The sequence below is a fragment of the Chthonobacter albigriseus genome (assembly GCF_013839445.1).
Taxonomy (GTDB): Bacteria; Pseudomonadota; Alphaproteobacteria; order Rhizobiales; family Pleomorphomonadaceae; genus Chthonobacter; species Chthonobacter albigriseus.
In genome coordinates, this window is sequence record NZ_JACDIT010000002.1 from 99,327 (window position 1) to 122,323 (window position 22,997).

Annotated in this window: 19 protein-coding genes; 9 read left to right on the forward strand and 10 right to left on the reverse strand. The window is 67.3% G+C overall.

The window, feature by feature from the left end:
- The first annotated feature begins 84 nt into the window (after positions 1 to 84).
- From HZ321_RS08600 to sseA, 3 genes are read left to right on the forward strand one after another with little or no spacing between them, the layout of a single operon-like run.
- Positions 85 to 1,116, forward strand: coding sequence for a cysteine synthase A (locus HZ321_RS08600; protein ID WP_181701884.1), 1,032 nt, complete (start codon positions 85 to 87; stop codon positions 1,114 to 1,116).
- A gap of 13 nt (positions 1,117 to 1,129) precedes the next feature.
- Positions 1,130 to 1,861, forward strand: coding sequence for an alanyl-tRNA editing protein (locus HZ321_RS08605; RefSeq protein WP_181701885.1), 732 nt, complete (start codon positions 1,130 to 1,132; stop codon positions 1,859 to 1,861).
- Between the two features lie 3 nt (positions 1,862 to 1,864).
- Complete coding sequence (sseA, locus tag HZ321_RS08610) at positions 1,865 to 2,719, forward strand: 3-mercaptopyruvate sulfurtransferase (RefSeq protein ID WP_181701886.1); 855 nt, start codon at positions 1,865 to 1,867, stop codon at positions 2,717 to 2,719.
- Between the two features lie 453 nt (positions 2,720 to 3,172).
- Here the strand turns inward: sseA and eno are convergent, their stop codons facing one another.
- Positions 3,173 to 4,447, reverse strand: a complete 1,275-nt coding sequence (gene eno, locus HZ321_RS08615) for a phosphopyruvate hydratase (RefSeq protein WP_181701887.1) — start codon at positions 4,445 to 4,447, stop codon at positions 3,173 to 3,175.
- 202 nt (positions 4,448 to 4,649) lie between these two features.
- Between eno and queF the strand changes: the two genes are divergently transcribed.
- The 3 genes from queF (at position 4,650) to HZ321_RS08630 (ending at position 7,524) form a co-directional block, all read left to right on the forward strand.
- Positions 4,650 to 5,102: a preQ(1) synthase gene (gene queF, locus HZ321_RS08620; protein WP_425305387.1), complete on the forward strand. Its 453-nt coding sequence runs from the start codon at positions 4,650 to 4,652 to the stop codon at positions 5,100 to 5,102.
- Positions 5,103 to 5,261: 159 nt separating this feature from the next.
- Positions 5,262 to 6,845, forward strand: coding sequence for a vanadium-dependent haloperoxidase (locus HZ321_RS08625; RefSeq protein ID WP_181701889.1), 1,584 nt, complete (start codon positions 5,262 to 5,264; stop codon positions 6,843 to 6,845).
- A gap of 118 nt (positions 6,846 to 6,963) precedes the next feature.
- Positions 6,964 to 7,524, forward strand: a complete 561-nt coding sequence (locus tag HZ321_RS08630) for a GNAT family N-acetyltransferase (protein ID WP_181701890.1) — start codon at positions 6,964 to 6,966, stop codon at positions 7,522 to 7,524.
- 354 nt (positions 7,525 to 7,878) lie between these two features.
- Here HZ321_RS08630 and HZ321_RS08635 read toward each other — a convergent pair whose 3' ends face one another.
- The 3 genes from HZ321_RS08635 to tpiA form a co-directional block, all read right to left on the reverse strand.
- Positions 7,879 to 9,507, reverse strand: coding sequence for a CTP synthase (locus HZ321_RS08635; protein WP_181701891.1), 1,629 nt, complete (start codon positions 9,505 to 9,507; stop codon positions 7,879 to 7,881).
- A 172-nt stretch (positions 9,508 to 9,679) separates the two neighbouring features.
- Complete coding sequence (gene secG / locus HZ321_RS08640) at positions 9,680 to 10,237, reverse strand: preprotein translocase subunit SecG (protein ID WP_181701892.1); 558 nt, start codon at positions 10,235 to 10,237, stop codon at positions 9,680 to 9,682.
- A gap of 158 nt (positions 10,238 to 10,395) precedes the next feature.
- Positions 10,396 to 11,139 (reverse strand): triose-phosphate isomerase, encoded by a 744-nt coding sequence (gene tpiA / locus HZ321_RS08645; RefSeq protein ID WP_181701893.1) that lies wholly within the window; start codon positions 11,137 to 11,139, stop codon positions 10,396 to 10,398.
- A gap of 133 nt (positions 11,140 to 11,272) precedes the next feature.
- On the opposite strand from tpiA, the gene HZ321_RS08650 reads away from it, so the two are divergent.
- Complete coding sequence (locus HZ321_RS08650) at positions 11,273 to 13,042, forward strand: cation:proton antiporter domain-containing protein (RefSeq protein ID WP_181701894.1); 1,770 nt, start codon at positions 11,273 to 11,275, stop codon at positions 13,040 to 13,042.
- A gap of 90 nt (positions 13,043 to 13,132) precedes the next feature.
- Here HZ321_RS08650 and clpA read toward each other — a convergent pair whose 3' ends face one another.
- The 3 genes from clpA to HZ321_RS08665 form a co-directional block, all read right to left on the reverse strand.
- Positions 13,133 to 15,586: an ATP-dependent Clp protease ATP-binding subunit ClpA gene (gene clpA, locus HZ321_RS08655; protein ID WP_181701895.1), complete on the reverse strand. Its 2,454-nt coding sequence runs from the start codon at positions 15,584 to 15,586 to the stop codon at positions 13,133 to 13,135.
- A gap of 9 nt (positions 15,587 to 15,595) precedes the next feature.
- Positions 15,596 to 15,931 (reverse strand): ATP-dependent Clp protease adapter ClpS, encoded by a 336-nt coding sequence (clpS, locus tag HZ321_RS08660; protein ID WP_181701896.1) that lies wholly within the window; start codon positions 15,929 to 15,931, stop codon positions 15,596 to 15,598.
- Between the two features lie 341 nt (positions 15,932 to 16,272).
- Positions 16,273 to 16,605 (reverse strand): phasin family protein, encoded by a 333-nt coding sequence (locus tag HZ321_RS08665; RefSeq protein WP_181701897.1) that lies wholly within the window; start codon positions 16,603 to 16,605, stop codon positions 16,273 to 16,275.
- A gap of 472 nt (positions 16,606 to 17,077) precedes the next feature.
- Between HZ321_RS08665 and HZ321_RS08670 the strand changes: the two genes are divergently transcribed.
- Positions 17,078 to 18,640: an SPOR domain-containing protein gene (locus tag HZ321_RS08670; protein WP_181701898.1), complete on the forward strand. Its 1,563-nt coding sequence runs from the start codon at positions 17,078 to 17,080 to the stop codon at positions 18,638 to 18,640.
- A 58-nt stretch (positions 18,641 to 18,698) separates the two neighbouring features.
- On the opposite strand, the gene HZ321_RS08675 is transcribed toward HZ321_RS08670, so the two are convergent.
- Positions 18,699 to 19,412, reverse strand: coding sequence for a DnaJ domain-containing protein (locus HZ321_RS08675; protein WP_181701899.1), 714 nt, complete (start codon positions 19,410 to 19,412; stop codon positions 18,699 to 18,701).
- Between the two features lie 94 nt (positions 19,413 to 19,506).
- The gene (locus HZ321_RS08680) at positions 19,507 to 20,238 is read right to left on the reverse strand and encodes a vWA domain-containing protein (RefSeq protein ID WP_181701900.1); all 732 of its coding nucleotides are present in this window, start codon (positions 20,236 to 20,238) and stop codon (positions 19,507 to 19,509) included.
- A gap of 82 nt (positions 20,239 to 20,320) precedes the next feature.
- Here HZ321_RS08680 and HZ321_RS08685 point away from each other — a divergent pair, with 82 nt between their 5' ends.
- Entirely contained in the window at positions 20,321 to 21,304 is a 984-nt protein-coding gene (locus tag HZ321_RS08685) for a hypothetical protein (protein ID WP_181701901.1), read from the forward strand.
- A 64-nt stretch (positions 21,305 to 21,368) separates the two neighbouring features.
- Here HZ321_RS08685 and HZ321_RS08690 read toward each other — a convergent pair whose 3' ends face one another.
- A complete protein-coding gene (locus HZ321_RS08690) occupies positions 21,369 to 22,901 on the reverse strand; it encodes an acyl-CoA carboxylase subunit beta (RefSeq protein WP_181701902.1) in 1,533 nt (510 codons plus the stop codon).
- Positions 22,902 to 22,997: the final 96 nt, after the last annotated feature.

Consider the following 22,997-nt stretch of genomic DNA (forward strand, 5'->3'; position numbering starts at 1 on the left):
TCGTGCTTGATCCATGACGAAGGCGTCAATAGCCTTCAACCCTGGTGCGTCCGTCCGCAGGCGGCGGCAATGATGGGAGCAATGATGTACGGCAGCGTCCTGGAACTGATCGGCAACACGCCGCTCATCCGGCTGAAGCGCGCTTCGGCGGAGACCGGCTGCGAGATCTACGGCAAGGCCGAGTTCCTCAACCCCGGGCAATCGGTGAAGGACCGGGCGGCGCTGTACATCCTGCGCGATGCGCTGGCGCACAAGCGCCTGGAGCGCGGCGGGATCGTGGTGGAAGGGACCGCCGGCAACACGGGCATCGGGCTGGCCATGGTCGGCAACGCGCTGGGCCTCAAGACGGTGATCGTGATCCCGGAGACGCAGAGCCAGGAGAAGAAGGACGCGCTGAAACTGCTGGGCGCCGAACTCGTGGAAGTGCCGGCGGTGCCCTACAAGAACCCGAACAACTACGTGAAGCTGTCCGGGCGGCTGGCCGAGGAGCTGGCCAGGAGCGCGCCGCACGGGGCGATCTGGGCCAACCAGTTCGACAACACGGCGAACCGGCAGGCGCACATCGAGACCACCGCGCAGGAGATCTGGAACGAGACCAACGGCCGCGTCGACGGGTTCGTCTGCGCCGTCGGATCCGGCGGAACGATCGCGGGTGTCGGACTGGGGCTGAAGGCGCTGAACCCGGCCGTGAAGATCGGGCTCGCCGATCCGCATGGGGCAGCGCTCTACTCGTTCTATACGAGCGGCGAGCTGAAAGCGGAGGGCTCCTCGATCACCGAGGGGATCGGCCAGGGGCGGATCACCGCAAACCTGGAAGGCGCGCCGGTGGACTTCGCCTGCCGGATCGGCGACGAGGAGGCGGTGTCGATCGTCTTCGATCTCCTGGAGCACGAGGGGCTTTGCTTGGGCGGCTCGTCCGGCATCAACGTGGCGGGCGCGATGGCACTGGCGCGGGAGATGGGGCCGGGTCATACGATCGTGACGATCCTCTGCGACTACGGCAACCGCTACCAGAGCAAGCTGTTCAACCCGGAGTTCCTCCGCTCCAAGCAGCTGCCGGTGCCGGGCTGGCTGGAGCGGCCGGCGTCGATCACCCCTCCCTTCGTGACCGAGTGAGCCGGGGCCTGCTATGACTGAACCGCTGTTTCGCGACGACGCCTATCTCTCCGTGGCCGAGGCGACGGTGATTTCCGCCGACGAAGCCGGCATCGTGCTCGACCGCTCGCTGTTCTATCCGAGCGGCGGCGGGCAGCCGGGCGACTCCGGCCACCTGGAAACGTCGGACGGGGCGGAGGTACCCATCACGACCGCCGTCTACGGCGAGGGGCGGACGGCGATCGTGCTGAAGCCGGCGGAAGGGGCCGCCCTGCCCGCCCCCGGGTCACGCGTCGTGCAGCACCTGGACTGGGCGACACGCTACCGGCACATGCGGATCCACACCGCGCTGCACCTGCTCTCGGTGGTGCTGCCCTACCCGGTGACGGGCGGGCAGATCGGCGCGGGGGAAGGGCGGCTCGACTTCGACATGCCGGACGAGATCCCGGACAAGGCGGAAGTGACCGCGGCGGTGATGGCGCATGTGGCGGCCGACCATCCCATCACCACGGAATGGATCACCGACGAGGAGCTCACCGCCAATCCGGGGCTGGTGAAGACCATGAAAGTGAAGCCGCCGATGGGCCAGGGCCGCGTCCGACTGGTGCGGATCGGCGAAAGCCTGGACCTGCAGCCTTGCGGCGGCACGCATGTGCGTTCGACGGCGGAGGTGGGCGAGGTCCACATCGCCAAGATCGAGAAGAAGGGCAAGATCAACCGGCGGGTGCGCCTCCGGTTCGGTCCGCTGCCGCAAGGGGAGGAATGACCGATGGCCGACGATTTCCGCGACCGCCGTTTCGTATCCGTCGACTGGCTGGCCGCGCGGTTGCGGGCGCCGGACATCGCCATCGTGGACGGGACGTGGCACCTGCCGCCGACCGGGCGAAAGGGCGGCGAGGAGTATCTGGCGCGGCATATCCCGGGCGCGGTGTTCTTCGACATCGACACCATCGCCGACACCGACAGCGGCCTGCCGCACATGCTGCCGAAGCCCGAGGTGTTCTCCAGCCGGATGCGCAAGCTCGGCATCGGCGACGGCCAGACGATCGTGGTCTACGACACGCACGGGCTGTTCTCCGCGCCGCGGGTGGCGTGGACATTCCGGGTGATGGGGGTGCGCGACGTCTACATCCTCGACGGCGGGCTGCCCGCCTGGATCGCGGCCGGACACGACGTGGAGGAAGGGCCGGTGCGCCGGGCCGAGCGCCACTTCACCGCGCGGCTGGACCATTCGGCGATCCGCGACCTGCGCGACGTGGAGGCGGCGCTGAAGACGGGCTCGGCCCAGGTGGTAGACGCGCGGCCCGCCGACCGATTCCGCGGCGACGCGCCGGAACCGCGTCCGGGCGTGCGCGCCGGTCACATGCCGGGAGCGGTGAACGTGCCGTTCGGGGCGCTGGTGGAGGACGGTCGGCTGAAGGATCCGGCGGCGGTGAAGGCCGTGCTGGCCGAGAGCGGCGTCGACCTCGCCAAGCCGACGATCACGAGCTGCGGATCCGGCGTCACGGCCGCGCTGGTGGGGCTGGCGCTGGAGAGCGCGGGCGCGCGGGCCGTGGCAGTCTACGACGGCAGCTGGGCGGAATGGGGCGGACGGGAGGATACGCCGGTGGCGACGGGCGGGTGAGCGGCGGGTGGGCTTAGCCCTGCCGGCGCGTCGAGGGTTTCCGGGTGGGTGGAGGTCCCCCCCTACCCTGGCCCTCCCCGCAAGGGGGAGGGAAGTTGTTGGTGCTCCCCCTACCCTGGCCTGTCCCACAACTCCGCTTCGCCGTCATGGTCCGCGCAGGCGGACCACCCACGATTTTGTGGGGGCCGCACGGCGCGGCATGGTCAGGACCTGTGCATCGTCCCGGCAAATGCTTGGGTGGTCCGCCTGCGCGGACCATGACGGGTCAAGGGGAGGCGGACCGCGACGGGTTAGGCAGGGTGCGGACTGCGACGGTCAGTGAGAACGCGGACCGATCAACCGACGATGCATGTGCCGCCGGCTCTTCCGGGGGATGAGCCTCCCCGGGGGTGGTCGAAGGGCAACCCACCCTTACCCTCCCCGCAAGGGGGAGGGATTTGGGCGGGGTTGAAATCAGCCCTTCAGCACGCTGCGGCCGGCGTAGGTGGCCTGGGGGCCGAGTTCCTCTTCGATGCGGATCAGCTGGTTGTACTTGGCGATCCGGTCGGAGCGGGCGAGCGAGCCGGTCTTGATCTGCCCGCAGTTGGTGGCGACGGCGAGGTCGGCGATGGTCGAGTCCTCGGTTTCGCCCGAGCGGTGGGACATGACGGCGGTGTAGCCGGCCTTGTGGGCGGTTTCCACGGCGTCGAGCGTCTCGCTGAGCGAGCCGATCTGGTTCACCTTCACCAGGATCGAGTTGGCCGTGCCGGACTTGATGCCGCGGCGCAGGCGCGTGGAGTTGGTGACGAAGAGGTCGTCGCCGACGAGCTGCACCTTGGAGCCGATCTTGTCGGTAAGGAGCTTCCAGCCCTCCCAGTCGTCTTCCGACATGCCGTCCTCGATCGTGATGATCGGGTAGTCGGAGGCCAGCTTGGCGAGGTAGTCGACCTGCTCGGCGATCGAGCGCACCTTGCCCTCGCCCTCGTAGTGGTAGGCGCCATCCTTGAAGAACTCGGTGGAGGCGCAGTCGAGGCCGAGGTAGACGTCCTCGCCCGGCTTGAAGCCGGCCTTCTCGATCGACTTCATGATGAAGTCGAGGGCTTCGACGGCCGAGCCGAGGTTCGGGGCGAAGCCGCCCTCGTCACCGACGTTGGTGTTGTGGCCGGCGGTCTTCAGGCCCTTCTTCAAGGTGTGGAAGATCTCCGAGCCGATGCGCACGGCGTCGGCGATGGAGTCAGCACCGACCGGCAGGATCATGAACTCCTGGAAGTCGATCGGGTTGTCGGCGTGCACGCCGCCGTTGATGATGTTCATCATCGGCACCGGGAGAACGTGGGCGTTGGGGCCGCCGACGTAGCGGTAGAGCGGCAGGCCGGCGGATTCGGCGGCAGCCTTGGCGACCGCGAGCGAGACGCCGAGGATGGCGTTGGCGCCGAGGCGAGCCTTGTTGGGCGTGCCGTCCAGGTCGATCATGGTGCGGTCGATGAGGAGCTGGTCCTCAGCGTCCATGCCGCCGAGGGCTGCGAAGATCTCGTCGTTGACAGCGTCGACCGCCTTGGTCACGCCCTTGCCGAGATAACGGGAGCCGCCATCGCGCAGTTCGACCGCCTCGTGGGCACCGGTGGAGGCGCCGGAGGGAACCGCGGCGCGGCCGAAGGCGCCATCCTCCAGGACGACGTCGACTTCGACGGTGGGGTTGCCGCGGCTGTCGAAGATCTGACGTCCGACGATGTCGATGATGGCGGTCATGCGGGAAGCTCCGTTCTCTTGAACTCGGGAGGCTCGGGAAATCCGCGCGTTCTATAGCGGAGCAACGTGACGGTGAGAAGAGACCGGGACCGCAATGAGGCTTGCGGCGAAAGGGCCTGCCGCAAATGCCACGGACCTGATAGGAGCACGCGGGTTCCCTACCGTCGTCGAGACATCACCGGAGGTGCCCCCGTTGACGACCATCGATCCCACCCACCTGAAGCTCGGGAAACCAGCGGAAATTCCCGATCGGCCGGACGCGACCGTGCTGGACCGGGTGCCGAACCCGCATGCCGACACGCTGTATCTGACGCGCTTTGCCGTGCCGGAGTTCACCTCGCTCTGCCCGGTGACCGGGCAGCCCGACTTCGCACACCTGGTGATCGACTACGTGCCCGCGGAGTGGCTGGTGGAATCGAAGAGCCTGAAGCTCTACCTGTTCGGCTTCCGCAACCACGGCGCCTTCCACGAAGGCTGCACGGTGGAGATCGGCAAGGCGCTGAGGGATCTCCTGCAGCCGCATTGGCTCCGGATCGGCGGCTATTGGTATCCGCGCGGGGGCATTCCGATCGACGTGTTCTGGCAGACCGGAGAACCGCCGACCGGGGTCTGGGTGCCGGACCAGGGCATGCCCGGCTACCGCGGGCGGGGGTGACGGCGGCGGCGTGAGCGCGGTTATGCCACCGGGGCCGACCGCAACCAAATCCAGTACAGTTACTATCTTCAGTTGCGCAACTTTGCGTTGATCACTTCCTCTTCCTTGCTTCCAATCCGTGCATCCATCAACGCGATGGGGACATCGGGGGAGCGCAACATGGATCCGGTACTCTATTGGAACGACGTTGCCATAGAGGTGCAACGTAGGGATTTCACGGTGGGCGGCGAGGGTGACAGCTTGAAACCGGGTGCGCTCGGCGCTGAGCAAGGCGGCCCAACCCGGACTTCGCGGGCGCTCGCCATGGTCCACATTGCCATCTACGAAGCTGTTGCACACGGGGACTCCACGAGCGGGCTGGCGCCGTTCGCTGCGATGATCGGACAGACACCAACCCGGCCGGCCACCGCACCTGTCAACCCGGGCGGCGGATATGACTCGTTTGTCGCGGGAACCGTCTGCGGAGCTGCAACAACGGTTCTGGAGGACCTCTGGCGGCGGCAAGGTGATCATGTAAGGTCGGCGCTGGACAGCTATCCCCGCGGTGCGTCGGCAACTACGTTCGAAGCGGGCGTGGCCTATGGCCTCACGATCGGAAAAGCGGTTCTGGATTGGCGGCACCAGGACGGGTCCCACCTGCCTGACGACATGACCTTCTCGACACAGGACGGAAAGCACAGGCCCGATCCCTTCTCGCCGGGACAACAGCGGTTGAGCACCCAATGGGGATCGCTGCGGCCGTTCGGCATCGCTCCGGCAGCCGCCGGCGCGGCGATCCATGCGCCCTATCTTAGCCCACCGCCTCCGATCCGCTCGCCGCGATACAACGCGGCGCTTTTGGATGTGAAGGAGAAAGGGGCGGCTGCCAGTACGAGCCGCTCGGCGGACGAAACCGTGGAAGGCATCTTCTGGGGCTACGACGGGCCACGGGGGCTTGGCGTCCCGCCTCGCCTCTACAACCAGGTGGCTCGGGCCTTCATGACCAAGCATCTGGCCGGTAATACGGCCGCGGACAACGCGCGTCTCCTGGCATTGCTCAACACGGGAATGGCAGACGCCGCGATCGTCGCCTGGAGCGCGAAATACGACTATGACCTGTGGCGCCCTGTGGTGGGTATACGCGAACATGACGCCGGCTTCGGCCCGGATAATGGCGCAGGCGCCGGCGCAGCGAGTGGCTATTGCGATCCGACATGGGCCCCGCTCGGTCGTCCAGCCACGAACACGCCGGGCGAGTTCTATCGGACACCGGATTTTCCAGCCTATCCTTCCGGTCACGCGACGTTCGGAGCCGTGTCACTGCGCCTGCTCGCGCTGTTCGCCGCGGCAAAGCTCGGCATCAGTTCCAAGGAAGCGATGAACACGCTGAAGGTCGCGTTCGTTTCCGATGAGTTCAACGGCGTGAACCAGGATCCGAAGGGAGACATCCGGACCTTTCACGTCCGTGAGTTCAGCCTGGCCGAGGGTGTGATCGGGAACGCTCTCTCGCGTGTATGGCTCGGGGTTCACTGGCGGTTCGACGGGCTTGGGGCGGTTGCTCCGGACGACCTCCAGGCCGACATCCCCGTCGATCCGGCATTCAGCGACAAATTGAGCGCCCCGATCGAGAAGTCGCTCGGCGGCGTTCCGGCCGGACTGAAGATAGCCGCGGAACTCTTCGCCGGGCACTTCACCCCGCCGCCTGCGCCCAGGCCTGCCAGACCGGGTGCGCCTTTGCCTCGCATTCCGGGCGTCCGCCGCTGAAGGAATGCGGGCGTCGCCTGTTTGAGAAACTTGAGGGCGCGGCAAGGCCGTGCCCCCTTGCTTGACTGACGACCGGCTTTGCGATCTCCAAGAGGTGCGATTGCTTGGGATTGCCGCAATGATCGAAACGACCCGGTTGACGATGACGATCTGGACCGACGCCGATCTCGACGCGGTGGCGGCGCTGAACGCCGATCCGGAGGTGATGCGGTTCTTCCCGAGCCCGCTGACGCGTGAGGAGAGCGATGCGGCCGTGGCGCGGTGGCACGAGCGGCTGGTGCGGACCGGGGTCGGGATGCTGTGCGCGCGGGAAAAGGCGACAGGTGCTTTCGTCGGGATCATCGGGGCGCAGTGGGTGCCCTACGAGGCCGACTTCGCGCCGGCGGTGGAGATCGGCTGGCGGCTGTCACCCTCCTTCTGGGGCCGGGGTCTGGCGACGGAAGGGGCGCGGGCGGCGGCCGAGCATGCGTTCTCGACGGCGGGGGTGGAGCGCGTGGTGGCTGTAGCGCTGCCGGCGAACGGGCCGTCGATCGCCGTGATGCGGCGGCTCGGAATGCGGGACGCGGGGTTCTTCGAGCACCCGCTGCTGCCACCGGGGCCGCCGCACAATCCGCATGTGCTGCACGTGCTCGAGCAGGCGGCGGGGCTTCCGGGCACTCTGCTGCAAGGCGCGGGATGAGTTCGCGCAACTGCCGGCGGCATCAAAAGATGCAACCGATGCAATTATACAACCAATGAGTTGTGCTGGATTGTGGTCGCGTTCGGGCGCGGAAGCAGCAGCACCGGTCCAGGGTGCGACCGGGGAGATGGGCCTCTCCGTCCGCGGCGACGGCCTCGCCGTTCGAACAGGAGGTTCAGCCGATGTCGCGAAGGCGATGGACGCTGGCGGTCACCCTGACGAAGAATGCGGAGCGCTGGACAATAACGCTCCGCATTAGCTTCGTAAGGTGATCCAGGAGCGGGCGGTTGGAGCCGCCCGCTCCACTCCTCCAAAATACGGAGGGTCGAACCGGAAATCAAGGGTTGCGGACGGTCAGACCAGCCGGCTCTGCTCCATGGCGGCTTCGACGAAGCTGGCGAAGAGCGGATGAGGCTCGAAGGGGCGGCTCTTGAGCTCGGGGTGGTACTGGACGCCGATGAACCAGGGGTGGTCCTTGAACTCGACGGTTTCCGGAAGAACGCCGTCCGGCGACAGGCCGGCGAAGACCATGCCGCAGGCCTCCAGCTTTTCGCGGTAGTCGATGTTGACCTCGTAGCGGTGGCGGTGCCGCTCCGAGATGCGCTCGGAGCCGTAGATTTCCGCGATCTTGGAGCCCTGGGCGAGCCGAGCATCGTAGGCGCCGAGACGGAGCGTGCCGCCTAGGTCGCCGTCGGACTTGCGCTTCTCCAGTTCGTTGCCCTTCAGCCACTCGGTCATCAGGCCGACGACCGGGTGGTCGGCCGGACCGAACTCGGTGGAAGTCGCGTCCGGGAAGCCGGCGAGGGAGCGGGCAGCCTCGATCACGGCCATCTGCATGCCGAAACAGATGCCGAAGTACGGCACCTTGCGGGATCGGGCGAAGCCGGCCGCGCGGATCTTGCCTTCCGAGCCGCGCTCGCCGAAGCCGCCGGGCACGAGGATCCCGTGGACGTGCTCCAGGTAGGGCGTCGGATCCTCCTTCTCGAAGACCTCGCTCTCGATCCACTCGATGTTGACGCGGACGTTGTTGGCGATGCCGCCGTGGACGAGGGCTTCGATCAGCGACTTGTAGGCGTCCTTCAGCACGGTGTACTTGCCGACCACCGCGATGTTGACGTGGCCTTCCGGGTTCTTGATGCGGTGGACGATGTTCTGCCAGCGCTCCAGGTTGGGAGCCGGCGCGCCGACGATTCCGAAGGCGGCGAGAACTTCGTCGTCGAGGCCCTCGGCGTGGTAGGCGAGCGGCACCTCGTAGATCGAGGAGACGTCCAGCCCCGGGATGACCGCGCTCTGGCGGACGTTGCAGAAGAGCGAGAGCTTGCGCCGCTCGCCGTCCGGAATCGGGCGGTCGCAGCGGACGAGCAGGATGTCGGGCTGGATGCCGATCGAGCGCAGCTCCTTGACGGAGTGCTGGGTCGGCTTGGTCTTGAGCTCGCCGGCGGAGGGGATCCACGGCATCAGCGTCAGGTGGATGTAGACGACCTGACCGCGCGGCAGCTCGTTGCCGAGCTGGCGGATCGCCTCCAGGAAGGGCATCGCCTCGATGTCGCCAACGGTGCCGCCGATCTCCGTCAGCACGAAATCCACGTCCTCGTTGCCGTCGAGCACGAAGGCCTTGATGGCGTCGGTGACGTGGGGAATGACTTGGACGGTGCCGCCGAGATAGTCGCCGCGGCGCTCCTTGGCCAGGATCTCCTGGTAGATGCGGCCGGTGGTGATGTTGTCCTGCTTGGTGGCGGGACGTCCGGTGAAGCGCTCGTAGTGGCCGAGGTCGAGGTCGGTCTCGGCTCCGTCGTCGGTGACGAAGACCTCACCGTGCTGATACGGAGACATCGTCCCCGGATCGACGTTGAGGTAGGGATCGAGCTTGCGAAGACGGACCTTGTAGCCTCGGGCCTGAAGGAGCGAACCGAGGGCCGCCGAAGCGAGCCCCTTGCCCAGGGACGAAACCACGCCGCCGGTGATGAAGATGTACCGCGCCATGGGCCACCAACCTATCCAAAGCTCGCGCCGAGGGTGAGTGCCCTCGCGCGGTTTTCCGCAATAAAACGACATGCCGGATACGACGCGCGAACGGGCCGGTGCGGCACTGAATTCCGGAGACTTTTCGGGTGTTTCGGGCGGCCGCCCCGTTGTCGGAGGAGCCGCCCGGAGATCACTGGGCCGGAGCCGGAGCGGCAGGCGCGGCCGGAGCGGGGGCGGCCGGGGCTGCGGGGGCCGAATCGGTGGCGGGCGCCGCCGGGGCCGTCTCGGCGGCGGGAGCCGCGGGGGCCGGTACAGTCTCGGCGGCGGGAGCCGCGGGCGCGGCCGGCTCGGCAGGAGCCGGAATCTGCGCACCGGGAGCCGGGGCCTCCGGAACCTGGGCGCCAGGCGGCTGCCGCAGACGGTTCAGGTCGTCGAGCACGCCGCCGGCGCCGCCGCCGACCGGCGCATCGGTACCGGTCTGGGCAGGTGCGGCGCCCGGGACCGAATCGAAGATGGAGCCCGGACCGCCGATGAAGCGCGGCAGGATGGAGAGGGCCAGCGACGTGACGAAAAAGACCGCCGCCAGGATCGCCGTCGTCCGGGTGAGCACATTGGCCGTCCCGCGGCTGGACATGAAGCCGCCACCGCCGCCGATGCCGAGCGCGCCGCCTTCAGAACGCTGCAGAAGCACAACGCCGACCAGGGCGACCACCACCATGAGGTGGACGACGAGAAGAACCGTTTCCATGAAATCTTTCGAACCTTGTCGAAGGGGCGCGCGGAATCCGTCGGGCCCGCGCACGCCCGAGCCGGCGGCGTTGTACACGAAGCGGAAACGGGTTTCCACCCTCCCCTTCGAGTCCGGACCGCATGTGGGGTCGCAACAAGCCGATTGCGAGGCCGAGATCAGCCGTAGGCGGCGATGATGCCGAGGAAATCGGCCGCCTTGAGGCTCGCGCCTCCGACCAGCGCGCCGTCGACGTCCTCCACGGCCATCAGTTCGGCGGCGTTCGACGGCTTGACCGAACCGCCGTAGAGGATGCGAATCCCTTGGCCGTCCTCACCGAAGCGCTTGACCAGCTCGGCGCGGATGAAGGTGTGAACCTCGCGCACGTCGGCCGCCGTCGGCGTCAGCCCGGTGCCGATGGCCCAGACGGGCTCGTAGGCGACGACCGTGTTGGCGGCGGTGACACCGTCTTCGAGCGATCCGGCGAGCTGCGTGCCGACGACCTTCAGGGTAACGCCGGACTCGCGCTCGGCCCGCGTCTCGCCGACACAGACGATGGCGACGAGGTTGGCGCGCCGGGCGGCAGCGGCCTTGGCGGCGACGACCGCATCGGTCTCGGCGTGGTCGGTGCGGCGTTCGGAGTGGCCGACGATGACGTAGGCGGCGCCGGCGTCCTTCAGCATCTCGGCGGACACATCGCCGGTGTGCGCGCCGGAGGCGGCGGCGTGGCAATCCTGGCCACCGACCGGAAGGGCGCCGCGGGCGGCGAGCGCGGCGACGAGGGTGAAGGGCGGGCAGATCGCGACGTCGGCCTTGCCGGCAAAGGCCGCGGCACCGGCTGCAATGGCGTCGAACTCGCCGACCGAGGCCTTGAGGCCGTTCATCTTCCAGTTTCCAGCGACGAGCGGTCTGCGCGGTGCCATGATTGCCCTCGGGATCGATGTTGACTGCGGCCGTCTGTAGCAAAGCCGGCGGCTGCGTCCAATGGGCCGTTCGGTTCAACGGTCGTCTCGCTTTACCGGGCGGGCCTAACGTGCAGGCTAGGATCCGCGCCGCATGTCCGGCGAATCGAGAGGCGACGCCTTGCACCCCGAGGCCCTGGACCTTCGCGAACTCATCGTCTTCCTGGTCGCCGCCGGCTTCATCGTGCCGGTGGCGCACCGCTTCCATATCAGTCCAGTGCTCGGCTTCCTGCTCACCGGGCTCCTGATCGGTCCGTTCGGCGCCGGGCGGCTGGACGACACGGTGCCATGGCTCGGCATCGTGTCGATCGACGATGACGCGGGCGTGCACCTCCTGGCGGAACTCGGCGTGGTGCTGCTGCTGTTCGTGATCGGGCTGGAGCTTTCCGTGGCGCGGCTGTGGTCGATGCGGCGGATGGTGTTCGGGCTAGGCGGCGCGCAGGTGGCGATCTCGGCCGCGGTGATCGGAGCCACGGCCTACGCCTTCGGCAACAGCGCGGAGGCGAGCCTGGTGCTCGGCAGCTGTCTGGCGCTGTCGTCGACTGCGATCGTCATGCATCTGCTCACGGAAGGCCGGCGACTGGGGTCGGCGGTCGGACAGGCCTCATTTTCGGTGCTGCTGCTGCAAGACCTGGCGGTGGTGCCGATCCTGTTCCTGGTCGGGATGCTGGGCGCCGACACGCAGGGCTCTGTGGCCTGGGCCTTCGGGCGGGCGATCGTGGAAGCGATTGCGGCGATCATCGTGATCGGCGCGCTGGGGCTGGTGCTGGTGCGGCCGATCTTCGGGATCGTCGGTGCCACCAAAAGCCGCGAGCTGTTCATGGCAACCGTGCTCCTGACCGTGATCGGAACGGCGGTGGCGACCGCTGCAGCCGGGCTCTCGATGGCGCTCGGTGCCTTTCTGGCCGGACTGCTCTTGGCCGACACCGAGTACCGCCACCAGGTGGAGGTGGACATCGAGCCGTTCAAAGGGCTGCTGCTCGGGGTGTTCTTCCTGTCGGTGGGGATGGGAATCGATCCGCTGGTGGTGGTGGAAAGCCCGGTGCCGATCCTGACGGGGGTGCTCGGGCTGATCGGGCTGAAGGCGGCGATCCTGTTCGCCTTGGCGCGCGCGTTCCGGCTGCCGGCGCCGGTGTCGCTGGAGACGGCGCTGCTGCTCGGAGCGGGCGGTGAGTTCGCCTTCGTGGTGATCGGGCTGTCGACGACGCGCGACGTCATCCCGGAGGAGACCGGGCACTACATGATGCTGGTCACCGGCCTTTCCATGATGCTGACGCCGGTGATCGCCCGCTATGCCCGCGACCTCGCCAACCGGCTGCGCGGACGCGACCTGCTCAGGCTGGCGAGCGAGGCGGAGCCGGTGTCCGCGGCGGGCCTCGACCGGCACGTGCTGATCGCCGGCTACGGGCGCGTGGGGCAGATGCTGGGTGCGCTGCTCGACGGGCAGTCGATCCCGCACGTCGCGCTCGACACGGATGTGCGGCTGGTCGCTTCGTTCCGGCGCGGCGGCGGCGCCGTCTACGTGGGCGATGCCAGCCGGCCGGAGATCATGGAGCGGGTCGGCATCGACCGAGCAGTCGCCCTGGTGGTGACGATGGACAGCATTACAGCGTCCGAACGGGTGGTGGAGGCGGTGCGGAAGCGCCGGCCGCACCTGCCCATCTTCGCCCGGGCCCGCGACGCGGCCCATGCCGCACGGCTGATGGAGCGCGGGGCGACCAAGGTGGTTCCTGAGACGATCGAGGCGAGCCTGCAACTAGGCGAGGCGGTGCTCGCCGGTGCAGGGCTTCCGGAGGACGCGGCGCACCAGGTGGTTGCGGCGGTCCGGGCGCAGGAGGGGGCGAAGTACACGAAGGCCGGGTGACGGCCGCTGCCGGACCGCGCGGCCGGTCTCGGTTCGCCACGAAAAAGGGCGCCCGTTGCGGGGCGCCCTTCGTGTTCGAACCTTTGGAGATCAGGCCTTCAGCGGGACCTTGGGGACGAGGCTGCGGCGGGGCTTGTCGGGGCCACCCTTGTCGTCGCCCGGGGGCTGCTGGCCCTTGCCGCTCGGCTTGCGGGGCGGGCGCTTGGCCTTCTTGGCCTCGGACGCCTCGTCCTCGCTCTCGACCTTGCGCTTCAGCGCCGGATCGGGGATGGCGTCGAGCTTGAGACCGGTTTCGCCGGTTTCCAGCGTCTCCACCGAGACCTTCACCGTGCCGCCCTTCTTGAGGACGCCGAAGAGCACGGCGTCCGCGAGCGGGCGCTTGATGTGCTCCTGGATCACGCGGCCGAGCGGACGGGCGCCCATGCGCTCGTCGTAGCCCTTGACGGCCAGCCAGTCGATCGCCTCGTCGGTCAGTTCGAAGGTGACGTTGCGGTCGGCGAGCTGGGCCTCCAGCTGCATGACGAACTTGGCGACGACGGAGCGGACCACTTCCGACGGCAGCGGCGCGAAGGGGATGATCGCGTCGAGACGGTTGCGGAACTCCGGAGTGAAGAGGCGGTTGATGGCCTCCTCGTCGTCGCCAGAACGGCGCACCTGGTTGAAGCCCACGGGGGCCTTGGCCATGTCGGCGGCGCCGGCGTTGGTCGTCATGATCAGGATGACGTTGCGGAAGTCGACCTGCTTGCCGTTGTGGTCGGTCAGCTTGCCGTGGTCCATCACCTGCAGGAGGATGTTGAAGAGGTCCGGGTGGGCCTTCTCGATCTCGTCCAGCAGCAGGACGCAGTGCGGATGCTGATCGATGCCATCGGTCAGCAGGCCGCCCTGGTCGAAGCCCACATAGCCGGGAGGGGCGCCGATGAGGCGGCTCACGGTGTGGCGCTCCATGTACTCCGACATGTCGAAGCGGATCATCTTCACGCCGAGCACACTGGCGAGCTGGCGGGCGACCTCGGTCTTGCCGACGCCCGTGGGGCCGGAGAACAGGTAGTTGCCGATCGGCTTCTCCGGTTCGCGCAGGCCGGCGCGGGCAAGCTTGATCGCCGACGCGAGGGTTGAGATCGCGCGGTCCTGGCCGTAGACGACCCGCTTGAGGTTCTCCTCCAGATGCTCCAGCACCTGCGCGTCGTCCTTGGAGACGGACTTCGGCGGGATGCGGGCCATGGTGGCGATCGTGTTCTCGATCTCCTTGACGCCGATGGTCTTCTTGCGGCGGTTCTCGGGCAGCAGCATCTGCGAGGCGCCGGTCTCGTCGATCACGTCGATCGCCTTGTCCGGCAGCTTGCGGTCGTTGATGTAGCGGGCCGACAGCTCCACCGCCGCCTTGATGGCGTCGTTGGTGTAGCGGACGCGGTGGTAGTCCTCGAAGTAGGGCTTGAGGCCCTTGAGGATCTCGATGGCGTCCGGGATGGTCGGCTCGTTGACGTCGATCTTCTGGAAGCGCCGGACGAGGGCCCGGTCCTTCTCGAAGAACTGGCGGTACTCCTTGTAGGTGGTGGAGCCCACGCAGCGCAGCGTGCCCGACGCGAGCGCCGGCTTCAGGAGGTTGGAGGCGTCCATCGCGCCGCCCGACGTAGCGCCCGCACCGATGACGGTGTGGATCTCGTCGATGAACATGATGGCGCCCGGATAGGCCTCGATCTCCTTGACGACCTGCTTGAGACGCTCCTCGAAGTCGCCGCGGTAGCGGGTGCCGGCCAGCAACGCACCCATGTCGAGCGCGAAGATGGTGGAGCCGATGAGCACGTCTGGAACGTCGCCCTCGACGATGCGCTTGGCCAGGCCCTCGGCGATCGCCGTCTTGCCCACGCCGGGATCACCCACGTAGAGCGGGTTGTTCTTGGAGCGGCGGCAGAGCACCTGGATGGTGCGGTTGATCTCGTCGGCGCGGCCGATCAGGGGGTCGATCTTCCCCTTCTTGGCCTTCTCGTTGAGATTGATGCAGTAGGCCTCGAGCGCGTCGGACTTCTTCTTCGCGCCTTCCGGACCCTCGGTCTGGGCGGTGTCCTCGTCGACGCCGCGGGCGGGCCGCGAGTCGGACATGCCGGCGCGCTTGGCGATGCCGTGGCTGATGTAGTTGACCGCGTCGTAGCGCGTCATGTCCTGCTCCTGCAGGAAGAACGCGGCATGGCTCTCGCGCTCGGCGAAGATCGCGACGAGCACGTTGGCGCCGGTCACTTCGTCGCGACCGGAGGACTGGACGTGGATGACGGCGCGCTGGATGACGCGCTGGAAGCCGGCGGTGGGCTTGGACTCCTCGCCGAGTTCGGTGACGAGGTTCTCCAGTTCGGTATCGATGTACTCCACCAGATTGCGGCGGAGCAGGTCCAGGTCGACGTTGCACGCCCGCATGACGGCAGCGGCGTCCTGGTCTTCGACCAGGGCCAGCAGGAGATGCTCGAGAGTCGCGTATTCCTGGCGACGCTCGTTGGCGAAGGCCAGGGCCTGGTGCAAGGCTTTCTCGAGGCTACGGGAGAATGACGGCACGGGCGTACCTCACTTCTTTTCCATGACGCACTGCAGAGGGTGCTGATGACGGCGGGCGAAATCCATCACCTGGGTGACCTTGGTCTCGGCCACCTCGTAGGTGTAGACGCCGCATTCCCCGACGCCGTGGTGGTGCACGTGGAGCATGATCCTGGTCGCTTCCTCACGGTTCTTGTTGAAGAAGCGCTCGATGACATGCACGACGAACTCCATGGGTGTGTAGTCGTCGTTGAGAATGAGAACGCGGTACAAGCTCGGCCGCTTGGTCTTCGGCCGCGTTTTCGTCACGACGCCGGTTCCGCTGTCGTTGTCGTCACTCTCGTTCCGGCGCTTGTCGTTGCTCATCTCGTTCGCGGAGCCTGTCTTTCCATCCCGCAGGGCGCCGAACCGCGGAAAACGGTTCGCCGCACATATCCGGAGCGCCCTTCGCAGGCTGGTTGCGACCGCCTGAACGATCGGCCACCAGCCCAATATAGGTGCGCCAGCCGCAGGAAAACAGGTTACCCCCTGCCCTCCCTTGGATGGGGAGTCGAACACGTCCGAGACGATTTGTGAAGCGGGGATGTTCACGCAAGCCGCGGCAACGTGCGGCGGAGCGCGAAAAAGAAAGGGACCCGGCGCATGGCACCGGGTCCCCATCACACTCGTGTGATCGCCTCATGCGCTCCGTACGGAGCGCGGGCGGCTCACTTGGTGAACTTGGCGGTCAGGCCCTCGTAGGGCTTCGCCCATTCCTTGGCGATGTCCATGTAGAGCTCGGTGAACTTGGTCGCCTGGCCGACGGCGTCCTCGTAGGACTTCTTCATGAACTCGGTCTGGACTTCGATGACCGCGTCGAGCGACTTCGCGCCGAGCAGCTTCTCGAAGTACTTGGTGGAGTCCTCGACCGACTTCTTGGAGTAGTCGGTAGCCTCGGCGGCGATCGCCTGGAAGCCTTTGGAGACGACGCCAGCCGACTTGACGGCGGTGTCGAGGTTGTCCTTCACGAGCTTCTGCATGTCTTCGTATCCGGCAGCCATTTTGCGCATCCTCACGTTTGAGTCCGTTTCCCCGCGACCCACTCCAGAGCGGTAATTGTGGATCTCCGCCCGTCCGGGATTGCTCGTGACTATATGCATCGCAAAAATCCCAGTCAACATTTTTTGTGCGCTGCACAACGAAAGACGTAGTGAACGATCTCTTTTTGTCTGCAGCGCAACAAGTCGATCGCATTTTACCAATTCGTAACCGCGTTCGGAGCAAGGTCACCGGAGTTGAAGCCCGTCACCGAGGAGCGGTGGTGGGCAAAGGTTTTGGCGGCCCGAAGGTTGTGCATAAGCGCCGTCCGCGCCTCACGTTCGCCCAGAAGGGAACGGATTGCGAGGGTGCGGCTCAACCGGACGACGGGCTTGGCGAAGCCGTGGTTGCACTCGAGAGGACGCCTCACCGGCGGCGATGACATCCCATCGCCGAAGGTCTGGCCCATTCAGCGGGGACGAGCACGTGTTCGGTATGCGTTTCGAGTTTGGGTCGCGGGCTCGTGCCGTGGCTCGTGGTCTGGCAGCGGCGATCCTGGCCGCCACGATGGTGGCGGCAACACCCAGGATCAGTGAAGCCAATCCGAAGTACGCCGCGATCGTGGTCGATACGGCGTCCGGCAAGGTGCTCTACCAGTCGAGCCCCGATGCACGCCGCTATCCGGCGTCGCTGACCAAGATGATGACCCTCTACGTCCTGTTCGAGGACCTGGAGCGCGGCCGCTTCCGTCTCGGCACGGCGCTGGAGGTTTCGCAGAACGCCGCGCGTCAGGCGCCGTCGAAACTGGGCCTGCGCGCCGGCAGCACGATCTCCGTTGAGGACGCGATCAAGGCGCTCGTCACCAAGTCGGCGAACGACGCCTCGGTGGTGATCGCGGAGAACGTCTCGGGCTCGGTGCCGGCCTTCGCCGAACGCATGACGCGCACGGCGCGCGCGCTCGGCATGTCCAACACGCGGTTCCGCAACCCGAACGGCCTGCCGGACGGCGGCCAGTACACGACCGCCCGGGACATGATGAAGCTGGGCGTGGCGCTGCAGGTGCGCTTTCCCAAGTACTACACCTTCTTCCAGACGCGCTCCTTCGTCTATCGCGGCCGCACCCATGGCAACCACAACAACCTGCTCGGGCGGGTGGAAGGCGTCGACGGCATCAAGACCGGCTATATCAACGCCTCCGGCTTCAACCTCGTTTCGTCGGTGAAGCGCGATGGACGCAAGATCGTCGCCGTGGTGATGGGCGGGCAGACCGCGCGCAAGCGCGACGCCCACATGGTGCAGCTGATCAACAAGTACCTGCCGATGGCTTCGCGGGCGAAGGGCTACGATGCCGATCTGGTGGCGGAGATCCGCTCCGTGCCGCCGGTCGCCGCTTCGACGCCGCATCCGGTGCCGACGGCGCTCGCCAATCATCCGAAGCCCGCCGAACGCCCAGCCATCCTGATGGCCGGCGCGGTGCCGGACGTCGACCCCGCCGACGTGGCCGACGAGGAGATCGCCGAGGTTGCCGAGCCGCCGATTCCGAGGGGACCGGTCACCATGGCAACCGCCACCCTGCCCTCGTCCGCGGCGGAGGCTTTCGCCGACGTCGCCGCGATGGAACAGGGCGACCGGGGCGACAGCCACGATGCGCTGGGCGCGATGATCGAGGACCACATCGGCGAGGCCGAGATGGAAGTCGCCTCGATCGAGCCGGTCCTCGAACCGGCGCCGCTGAAGACGGCAGCGCCGAAGAAGGCGCCCAAGGCGGAGAAGGTCGCTGTGGCCGCCGAGGAAGCGCCTGCCCGTTCGGCCAGCGGCTGGGTGATCCAGATCGGCGCGGTGGACAGCAAGTCGGCGGCCAAGGCGCTGATCGACAAGGCGCGCGACAAGGGCGGCAAGGCGCTGGCCGGCGCGGACCCGCTGACGGAGTCCTTCACCAAGGGCGGCCAGACCTACGTGCGGGCCCGCTTCGCCGGGTTCGACAGCGAAAAGGCGGCCCAGAAGGCCTGCGCGGCGCTGAAGAGAAAAGACTTCGCCTGCTTCACGCTGAGGCTGTGACGGACAGCCCCGGCGCATTCACCACCCACCGTCCCGTTCTTGTTTGTTGTCTCGGGGGCTAGCGATGTTTGGAGAGAAGTCGGTCCTTCGCCTCGTTGATACGGGCCGCCAGGAAGGTGGAGCCGCCGTGGTCGGGATGAACCTTCTTCATCAGCCGGCGGTGGGCGGCGCGGATCTCGGGCTCTCGGGCGCCCTTCTCAAGCCCAAGGATCTGGTACGCTTCCTCTTCGCTCATGGCGCCCGCGTTCGCCGGGCCACGATGCCCCGCTGCAGCGTCGGCCTTCATGTGCTCACGCCAACGGGGCATCCGGCGGTCGAGATAAGCTTCAAGTAAGGCGCGGCTCTCCGCGTCGCCGGAGATCTCGGACGCGAGGCGCCCGAGCGAGGACATGCCGAGGCTGTCGAGGTCGCGGCCTTCGTAGGTGCCGGCGAGGACCCGGCCGGTCATCTTGCCGGTGGCGTGGTCGAGTTCCATCTCCAGCGCCGCGGAGCGGACCATGGATCGCCTGCCCTTCGCCCCGGCAGGCTTGGCCGGCTTGGAGGCGCTTCGGCCGAACATGCCGTGGGCGTTCAGCGTCAGCGCCACGAGACCGAGCAGGATCGCCGCCGCCACACGCCCGGTCGCGGCGAGTGCCAGGCAGAGCAACGCGACGATCAGGAGCGCGAGCAGCCGCCCGCTGCGCAGAACCGCTCCGGGGTTCGTGTTGACGAACCAGCGAAGCGCCAACGCGGCGGCTCCCAGACCGACCAGGGCGATGATCAACCAGTTCATGTGTGCATGAACGCAGCCCGGCAACCCGAAGCCGGTCGCGCCTCCTCCTTATCCGTTTTAGCACGCCCGGTGACCGCGTCGAGCGGCGCGGCCATCATTTCAACTGCGACAGCAGCGCTCGGGCCTCGGCATTGGTCGTGCCGAGCCGCTCCAGCGCGTCGAGACCGCCTGCGGCGTAGGCGCCGACGGCGCGCAACAGCTCGGCCATGCGGGCGGCCGCGCCGGCATCGAAGCGGACGTGGGCCCCGCCGGAGAGCCGGGCCATCTCGGCGAAGGTGCGCGACACCGCGGGATCCTCGCCCTCCTGGAACAGGAACAGGCGCGTGCCGTGGATGGCGAGTTCGCCAGCGGCTGCGCAGAGGTCGTCCGCGCGCTCCTCCATCGCGTCACCGACATAGACGAGGGCGTCGACCCGCTCCTCCCGCGTGGTGGCGAGCGCGTGGCGCAGGACGCGCTCGATCTGGGTGCGGCCGCCGCGACAGTCGATGCCGGCCATCAGCCGGGCAAGGCTGCGGGTGTCGGCCACGAAGCGGCTGGCGCGGCATTCGCCGAAGCCGCGGAAATAGACCAGTTGGACGTTGAGCGTTCCGATGCGGGCCGCTTCCTCGAACATCTCCGCCTGCAGATGCTGGGCACGGTCCCATGTGGGCTGGCGGCTCAGCGTGGCGTCGAGCGCGAAGACGAGGCGGCCGCGCCGGACACCTTCGGCCGGCAGTGCGGCTGCCTTGTCGAGGAAGGCGGCGATCTCCTGGGGCGCCGACCGCGTGGCCGGTTCGGTGCCCGGCCGGGTGATCGGGGCAGACTTGTCGGGCGAGTCTTCGCTCATGAATTCATCTCACGCATGCCTGCACCCGCCTTTAACCTTGCTCCGTCATACTCGACAGGATCGATTCGAGCCCGAACCGCCGATGACGACGATCAGTTCGCTCTACGCCAACATCACGGTCGCGACCGCGTCCAGCCTGCTGACGAGCGCGCGGGCGACCTATGGCGAACTCGCCTCCGGCACCACGGGTTTCGATACCATCGAGATCTCCGATACGACGCGGATGCTGTTCGAGGTCCACAAGTCGCTTTCCCTGATGCAAATGTTCGCGTTCGCCTCGGTCGACAAGTCCGACGAGATCGCAACGTTGCAAGAGATGACCGAGCCCGGGTTCGACACGTTCGTGCAGGTGCCCGAGCCGAATGTCGTGATCTTCGGATCGTCGACGGCCGCGAACCAGAAGTACGAGACCTACGACAACCTCCGCGCCTGGACGGGCTCCGGAGTCTCGCACGTCAGCGGCGGCGAAGGCAGCGAGGTGTTCTCCGGCGCGGGCGACGACAGCGTTTCGGTCGGGCACAATTCCCTGGTGGATGCGGAGGACGGCAACGACAGCATCGTCGCCGGATCCAATGCCATCGTGGTGGGCGGAGCGGGCAACGACACGATCAGCGCCGAGGACGCGAGCGTCGTCTACGGCGGCGACGGGGACGACGCGATCACGGCGTTCAACGGCAGCACCATCGAGGCGGGCAGCGGCGACGACACGATCACCGCCGAAGGCAGCACCGCCTACGGGGGCGCTGGCGCGGACAGTATCTCCGCGGGCGGCGGCGGCATCGTGTCCGGCGGGCTGGGCGACGACAGCGTGACGCTGACGGGCGGCGGCGTGGACATCCGCTTCGACGCTGAGCACGGCAGCGACACGATCGAGGGCGGACAGGCCTCGACGATCAAGCTCGGCAGCGCGCTCACCTCGCACAGCCTGCGCGTGGAGGTGATCGGCGACGACTTGTCGCTGAGCTTCGACGGGCGGGCCGAGACGATCACCTACCGCAACTACCGGGGCTCCAACCCGCGCCTGGAGTTCGCCGACGGGTCGGTGATCGAACTTCAGTTCGGCTGACAACCTGAAACGGAAACGCCCGGCGAATAGCCGGGCGCTGTCCACCTGCTCCGATCTCACAAGATCAGAGCGGGATGTTGTCGTGCTTCTTCCAGGGCAGCTCCATGTGCTTGTTGCGCAGGAGCCGGAGCGCGCGTGCGACGCGCTTGCGGGTGGAGTGCGGGAAGATCACCTCGTCGATGTAGCCGCGCTCGGCCGCGACGAACGGGTTGGCGAAGCGGGTCTCGTATTCCTTGATACGGGCGGCGATCTTCTCGGGGTCGGACAGGTCCGAGCGGTAGAGGATCTCGGCCGCGCCCTTGGCGCCCATCACGGCAATCTCGGCGGTCGGCCAGGCGTAGTTGATGTCGCCGCCGATGTGCTTGGAGGCCATCACGTCGTAGGCGCCACCGTAGGCCTTGCGGGTGATCACGGTGATCTTGGGGACCGTCGCCTGGGTGTAGGCGAAGAGCAGCTTGGCGCCGTGCTTGATCAGCCCGCCGTATTCCTGGGCGGTGCCGGGAAGGAAGCCCGGGACGTCCACGAAGGTGATGATCGGGATGTTGAAGCAGTCGCAGAAGCGGACGAAGCGGGCGGCCTTGCGGCTGGCGTCGCTGTCGAGCACGCCGGCAAGTACCATGGGCTGGTTGGCGACGATGCCGACCGTGCGGCCTTCCACGCGGCCGAAGCCAGTGATGATGTTCTTGGCGTGGGCTGCCTGGATCTCGAAGAAGTCGCCCTCGTCGAGCGTCTTCAGGATCAGCTCCTTCATGTCGTAGGGCTTGTTGGCGTTGTCCGGGATCAGGGTGTCGAGCGACATGTCGATCGCGTCGGGATCCTGGTGGCACTCGATCTCCGGCAGGTCCGCCTCGTTGTTGGAGGGGAGCAGGTCGATCAGCCGGCGCATCTCCACCAGCGCCTCCACGTCGTTCTCGAAGGCGCCGTCGGCGATCGAGGACTTGGTGGTGTGGATCGACGCGCCGCCGAGCTGTTCATGGGTGACGGTCTCGTTGGTGACCGTCTTCACCACGTCCGGGCCGGTGACGTACATGTAGGAGGTGTCGCGGACCATGAAGATGAAGTCGGTCATGGCGGGCGAGTAGACGTCGCCGCCGGCGCAGGGGCCCATGATCAGCGAGATCTGCGGGATGACGCCGGAGGCGCGGACGTTGCGGCTGAACACTTCGCCATAGCCGGCGAGCGCCGCGACGCCTTCCTGGATGCGGGCGCCGCCGGCATCGAAGAGGCCGATGATCGGGGCGCGGTTCTTCAGCGCCATGTCCTGGATCTTGACCATCTTCTCGGCGTGCGCTTCGGACAGCGAGCCACCGAACACCGTGAAGTCCTTGGCGAAGACGAAAACCACGCGGCCGTTGACCGTGCCCCAGCCGGTGACGACGCCGTCGCCCGAAATGGTCTGCTCGGCCATGCCGAAGTCCGTGCAGCGATGCTCCACGAACATGTCGAACTCTTCGAAGGAGCCCTCGTCGAGCAGGACCGAGATGCGCTCGCGGGCGGTCAGCTTGCCCTTGGCGTGCTGAGCCTCGATGCGGCGCTGCCCGCCACCGACCCGCGCAGCCTCACGACGGCGGTCGAGTTCCCCGAGCACATCCTTCATCAGCGTTCCCCTCGCCTGTTCAACGCGACCCGTTCCGGTCCTGAAGCGTCTTCGCATAACGCAGATGCGAAGCCGCCGCACTTTAGACATTAGCCG